This is a genomic window from Sulfurimonas sp. (assembly GCF_026988655.1).
Classification (GTDB): domain Bacteria; phylum Campylobacterota; class Campylobacteria; order Campylobacterales; family Sulfurimonadaceae; genus Sulfurimonas.
The window spans coordinates 1-5,153 of record NZ_JALSKT010000002.1 but is presented as its reverse complement, the minus strand read 5'-3'; the positions used below and the strand labels follow the sequence as shown (position 1 = coordinate 5,153).

General features: G+C 35.6%; 5 protein-coding genes. All 5 read right to left on the bottom strand.

Going from position 1 to position 5,153, the window contains the following annotated elements; translation table 11 throughout:
- Positions 1-118: 118 nt before the first annotated feature.
- From MV052_RS00035 to MV052_RS00015, 5 genes are read right to left on the bottom strand one after another with little or no spacing between them, the layout of a single operon-like run.
- Positions 119-547: a hypothetical protein gene (locus MV052_RS00035; RefSeq protein WP_297439565.1), complete on the bottom strand. Its 429-nt coding sequence runs from the start codon at positions 545-547 to the stop codon at positions 119-121.
- On the bottom strand, positions 547-1,506 hold the full coding sequence (locus tag MV052_RS00030) for an iron ABC transporter permease (protein WP_297439564.1): 960 nt from the start codon (positions 1,504-1,506) through the stop codon (positions 547-549). The genes MV052_RS00035 and MV052_RS00030 overlap by 1 nt, the downstream gene beginning before the upstream one ends.
- Complete coding sequence (locus MV052_RS00025) at positions 1,499-2,224, bottom strand: ABC transporter ATP-binding protein (protein ID WP_297439563.1); 726 nt, start codon at positions 2,222-2,224, stop codon at positions 1,499-1,501. The genes MV052_RS00030 and MV052_RS00025 overlap by 8 nt, the downstream gene beginning before the upstream one ends.
- Positions 2,217-3,035, bottom strand: coding sequence for a helical backbone metal receptor (locus tag MV052_RS00020; RefSeq protein ID WP_297439562.1), 819 nt, complete (start codon positions 3,033-3,035; stop codon positions 2,217-2,219). The genes MV052_RS00025 and MV052_RS00020 overlap by 8 nt, the downstream gene beginning before the upstream one ends.
- Positions 3,036-3,044: 9 nt before the next feature.
- Positions 3,045-4,982 (bottom strand): TonB-dependent receptor, encoded by a 1,938-nt coding sequence (locus MV052_RS00015; protein WP_297439561.1) that lies wholly within the window; start codon positions 4,980-4,982, stop codon positions 3,045-3,047.
- Positions 4,983-5,153: the final 171 nt, after the last annotated feature.

Here is a 5,153-nt window from a genome sequence, read left to right as displayed (position 1 = left end):
TTTGTAGTTTTCGTTGATAAAACCAGCCATAAGCCATAGCGCTTTTTAGAAATCCGCGTCTTGAAATTTGTGACATAATTGTCTCCCATTTTTGTGATGGTAAAAATTATAGCAGGTATTATGAAATGATGACCTTTTTCATGATCTTTTTCCAATCAAGACCAAAATTTTTACTCACATAGTCTTTATGGTGAGGAACACTACAAGCTGAGCAGTCCTGATGGATAGCGTCCCCATAGACTCCAACTTTTCCATCTTTTGAGTTTATGCCGCAAAAACTGTACTTTGTTTTGCCCTCAACTTTTTCTATGCCCTTGTCTTTAAATCGAAAGTTTGGACAAGCACAAAGGTAACAGTTGAGTGATTCCATATCATGACATTTTTTATGTTCGGCATATAAAGGACAAAAATCAGGCTCATTTTTAACCATATACTCAAAATCAAAATACGCAATAATCTGCTCTTTTGTATACTCTTTTGCGACTAACTTCTCTACGATAACCTTGTGTTTGTTTGCGTGTTCGTTAAACCATGATATGTAACTCATTACTTTGCCTTTACGATAAGATAGATGAAAAATGGACCGCCGATGAGTGCGGTGATAATGCCTATGGGAAGTTCACTTTGTGTTTGGATGGCTCTTGAGATAGTGTCACACATTACAAGAAAAAGACCACCGAATATGCTTGTTTTTAGGATACGTTTACTGATGATTTGAGGGTAGAGTTTTTCTACCATATGTGGAACGATAAGCCCAACAAAACCGATAGGACCACTGATGCTGACAAGTATGCCAATAGCTAAAGAGGTGACGATGAGAAGTCTGAGTGTAGTTTTTTTTGTATCGACCCCTTTAAGCTGTGCTTGCTCCTGCGAGATGCTTAAAAGCTGGAGTTCAAAACGATATAAATAACTAAACAAAAAGAGTATAAACGCAGCCATGCCGAGGATAAGTGGATATTTCCACCCTATGATGGAGAGTGAGCCCATAGTAAAACGCATCAGCATATCGTTTTGTATAGCAGAGCCGAGATAGAAGATAATCATCAAAAGTGAAGTGTAAAAAAGTGACAAGGCAATGCCTAAGAGCAAAAGAGAAGTTTGCTGCGTTTGGCGTAAGAACTGCGAAAGATAGAGGAGTAAAAAGACGGTAAATAAAGCCCCTACAAAACCAAAAACACTTACAGCAGCGATACCAAAGGCAAGAGTGGAGAGTCCAAGTTTTATGGCGATACCTGCCCCTAAAACCGCACCACTTGAAATACCCAAGGTATAAGGTGTCATCAAAGCATTGCGAAAAAGTGTTTGAAACACTAGTCCACTAAGAGCTAAAATAGCACCTGCAAAAAAGCCAAACAATACTCTAGGGATTCGTAAGTCATAAAAAATTGTGCTACTAAGTGAATCTGCATCTAAAAGCTCTTTAGGGCTAATGTCTACAGCACCGATAAAAGCAGAAAGAAGAAAAATGCCAATAAGAAAAAACCAGATAAAAAATCTAATCATACTGCACCGCCAAACCATCAAAGCTAACACCATAAAGCTCTTCTAGTCTTGTATCAGTAAAAAAATCATCTTCGTAGTAGTGGAGTGCATGCTCTTGTATAAAAGCCACCGGTGAATCAATGTAGGCTGCGAAATGCAGATCGTGGGTGATAAGAATGATGTTGTGATTTTTTTTGAGTTCTTTGATATGTTGTGCAATAATTTTGGAATTTTTTGGGTCAAGGTTAGCAGTAGGCTCATCAAAAATGATGATTTGGCTTTGTTGTACAAGGGCTTGAGCTATTAAAACTAACTGTTGTTCACCCGAGCTGAGTTCATTTAAAAGGTTGTGCTTCAAGCGTGAAATATTTAAAAACTCTAAAGTTTCTTTGACCATCTCTACATCTTTATGTGCATACTCAAAAAAGCTTTTTTTATAAGCAAAACGTCCGAGAAGTATAAAATCTTGCACGCTAATATGCGCATCATAAATTTCGAGTTTTGCAGGAATATAGGCAATTGCTTTTGCTTTTTCTATAAGTGAAAAACTATTGATACTTCTTTCATCAAGAAAAATATCACCCTCATAAGTGACAAGTCCACAAAGTGCTTTTGCCAGTGTGCTTTTTCCCGAACCATTTGCTCCTAATATACACAGATGCTGCGCGATTGTAAGAGAGATATTTTGTAAAACTCTTTTATCTTCAAAACTACAAGAAAGATTTTTTAGCTCAATCATTCATTTCCTTGTAAAGCCGTTGTATGGTGAGCGCGACTCTTTGTGATGGGATATGAAGATAATCCTCATCAACAACACTTATTTTTTTGTTTTTTGCTGCGTTTGTGGGAATACTATACCAATTTTGTAAGGCTTTTTTGACATTTACATTTGGCTCAGTAGCATGTGAATGTAAAATGATAATCTGATCAGGATTGAGTGCTATAACATTTTCATAATTTAAAACAGGCTGGTTCGTTTGGTCTGATGTGTAAGCATTTGTGTTGCCACTGGCTTTAATGATATCATCAAAAAAGATATTGTTTCCTGCGATATAGATGCCACTTCGTAAGTCTTCTTTGAGACCATAAACTATCATGACGCTATGTGGATGCGTAGGTTTGTGTGTGCTTGTTAGTGCGTTTGTTATCTTGTTTGTGAGTTCTTTTGCTTTGTTTACTGCGTTTAGCTTTGCACCAAGAGTGAGGATGGATTTTTCTATGGAGTGTAATTGTTTGAGATTGAGTGCTAAGGTTTGAATATGAAAATGTTTGAGTCTGTCTAAAGTGTTTTGGTTGAAGCTTTGTCCTACGACAAGTGTTGGTTTATAGCTTAGGATTTTTTCAATGTTTGGATTTTCATATCCACCAATGATAGGGAGCTTTTTTGCTGCGTTTGGATACAAAGAATAGCTACTCGTAGCAACTAAGCTCTCTCCTCTGTCAAGTCCATAGATGATTTCTGTAATAGAGGGGCTAAGAGAGATAATTCTCTCATTCGCCCAAAGGTTGAGTATAAAAAATGAAAACAGAAAGAGAATTTTTACACTCATGCTATACCTTTAGTATTTTAGTTTTAAACCAATAAAACCTGTTGTTGTAAAGTTTACAGGATAGATGGCATCATCGGCAATCCATAAACCATTTTTTTGATTAAACAGATTGTTTATTTTAGCGAAAATTTCCCAATTGTCTTTTGCATAGGTTGCAGAGATGTCAGTTGAATTATAAGCATCTTGTTTTTGTGCAAAGTTATTGTTAAAGTCATCAGCTGCATACGCTTCTGAACGATAAACTTGTGTAAGAGCTAGGGTTGCATATCTGTTTGGAAGGTAGTTTAGGGTTGCTTTGATGTTGTGGTTACTTACACCTGGAAGTTCATTCCCTGCATAATCATCTGTACCCTCTTTTTCTTCATCAATAATAGCTTGAACATAGTTATAGTTTAGGGCAATATTTACTTCTTGAGAAATAAGATATTTGTCATAGATATCTACACCATATTTATGTGATTTGTCGATGTTTGTATTTTTGTAATCAGGTTTGTGAAGATAGATTTCATTTTTTAAATCAATATAATATGCAGAGATCTTAAACTTATTATCTTTTTGAATATTGTTATAGCCGATTGTGTAGTTATTTGCTTGCATAGGGTCTATAAAACCATTAAATCCTGTTGTTGGAATATATGTAGGTGGTGGATATGTTGTTGCAAAAAACATATCAATGACAGGAGCTTGATACGAATGAGAATAGTTTGCAAAAAGAGAACTTTTATTATCTAAAGTATAGTTATATCCAAGCTCAGCTCCATGAAGTAACTCATCATCTTTGAGGTTTTGAGTACTTGTAATGTAAGCGTAAGATATTTTTTCAATTCTATAGCCTGCTTTGAATGTATGTGCACCATGGTAAAACTGACTCATTGCAAACAGTGCATTGTTATTTTTGGTCGTTTTGCTTCCTGCTTGTCTTCTGTCTCCAAAGAAACCATCATAGCCAATACTAAGCGCCATTGTTTTTGTTTCATAATCTATAGAAGCTTTTGCTGTATTGTAATTATAGGCATACATTCCATATGAAGGAATATAGTCTGAATCTTTATATTCATGTGAAGTATCAACATTGAGGCTAAGAGCATCAGAAATGTAGTAAGTGATTCCTCCATTGAGAGATGATGTATTTAATTTTTGATGCGTGACCGGAAAAAAACTTGTACTTTGTTGTTTTGGATTACTGTCATATTGTGCTTTTGTGAGATAACTTGCATAGATAACATCTATTTTTGAAAAGTTTGCACCTAAACGCAGCTCAAGTGTATCTGTTGGAGTGTAACTAAGGTTGAAAGTTCCTGTTGAGAATTTATTTTCATCTTTTGCTCCCGCGGCATTAATCGTACGAATACCATCAGATTTTTGTGCTTCTGCACTTGCGGAGATAGAAAACTTTTCATCTGTATGACCAACATAAAAAGAGCCATCAACTAAACCGTAATTTCCCATATAAAATGAAACTTCTTTTTCGTTTGTTTGTTTTGTTGTGATGTTAATAACAGCTGCGTTTGCTCCGTCTCCACCTACAACAATACCGCTTGATTTGATAATCTCTATTTTACTGATTGATGCAGGCGAGATTGAACTAAGTAGTTGAGGCGCATTGTCAATATTGTTAAGTTTTCTTCCATTGACTGTAATAACAACATTTTGATTTCCATTACTTGTTCCATATCCATGAATATCTATAAGCTGTGAGTATGGATTCCCGTAACTCGGCATGCTAATAACTGATGTTTGTTGATTTAAAAACTCATAAATATTTTGTACATGTGCTTTTTCGATATCTTTGGCAGTATATACTTCTACTGCATCTGTAGATTTGAGTTCATCTGTTGCGATGGCTGTTGATGTTATGCTTAGTGGTGCTAGTTGCACTGTTTCATTTGCATGGAGTTGGCTCAAAAGAGCGACACTAAGAAGTGAGAGTTGTATTGTTTTGTTCATAGATATTCCTATATTTATTCGTTATTTATTTAGGTGTTTTGTTTGTTGTTTGTTTTAAAAAAATTAGGAAGATGGTGGAGAGTTTATTTTTAATCGAAGAGGTTTTCCATCAAGTGTTATTATGGCGCTTGAGAGGGCGATGATTTTTACAAGTGAGATGTAGGCTTGTAT